At 70.6% G+C, this 861-nt stretch carries 2 protein-coding genes; one reads left to right on the top strand and one right to left on the bottom strand.

All coding sequences use genetic code 11. The annotated features are described in order from the left end of the window. A partial coding sequence (locus AC1DWF_RS33210) for a helix-turn-helix domain-containing protein (RefSeq protein ID WP_476842758.1) occupies window positions 1-391 on the bottom strand: 391 nt, incomplete at its 3' end. 91 nt (window positions 392-482) lie between these two features. On the opposite strand from AC1DWF_RS33210, the gene AC1DWF_RS33205 reads away from it, so the two are divergent. Next, a partial coding sequence (locus AC1DWF_RS33205) for a Rieske 2Fe-2S domain-containing protein (RefSeq protein ID WP_476842757.1) occupies window positions 483-861 on the top strand: 379 nt, incomplete at its 3' end.

The raw sequence follows: 861 nt of genomic DNA, 5'->3' as shown, positions 1-861 counted from the left end.
GGCCGTAGGCGACGAAGACGATCTCCTCGCCATCCAGCACCGCGGCCGAGCACGGGCCGCCCAGCGCCAGGCTCAGCCGCTCGCAGCGCGGCTGCAGGATGGTCGAGGCGCCGTTGGAGCCGAGATAGGCCGCCGCCAGCCGCAGCACGCCCGGCGTGAGGCGGAAGAGGCGGCCATCCGTCTCGACATGGCCGAGCTCCGCCAGCGTGATCAGCGCGCGGCGCACCGTGGCGCGGGGCAGGTCCACCGCGCGCGCCACCTCGGCCAGCGTCATCTGCCTTCGGTCCGGGCCGAAGGACTGGAGCACGGACAGGCCGCGCGCCAGGGCCTCCAGGAAATCGGGGTTCGCGGATTGGCGGCGTTCTGCATCCTGCGCGCGCAGTCGCGCCATGACAGCATCCTTGTTGCGTCGTCGAAGCGTCACTTGCTATCATCGCACAAGTGTTCGGTGATCGAACAGACGCTTTTCGGAGCCCGCCGCCATGATCTCCGCCGAACAGAACGACCGCCTCACCCGCGTCGGCCCCGGCACGCCCGGCGGGAAGATGCTGCGACACTACTGGCAGCCCATCGCCCTGCTGGACGAGCTGGAGGGCAAGCGCCCCGTCCGCCCCGTGCGCGCACTGGGCCAGGATTTCGTGCTGTTCCGCGACGACAAGGGCCGCCTCGGCCTGCTCGACCGCGATTGTCCGCACCGCAATGCCGACCTCGCCTTCGGGCGGCTGGAGCATGGCGGCATCCGCTGCGCCTTCCACGGCTGGCTCTTCGACGTGGAGGGAAAGTGCCTGGAGACGCCCGCCGAGCCCGAGGGCAGCACGCTCTGTTCCCGCATCAAGCAGCGCGCCTATCCCGTCGTGGAGC

The sequence above is a fragment of the Aminobacter sp. P4_D5 genome (assembly GCF_056401815.1).
The sequence above is the reverse complement of the archived record's forward strand: the minus strand, read 5'-3'. Positions and strand labels throughout refer to the sequence as shown.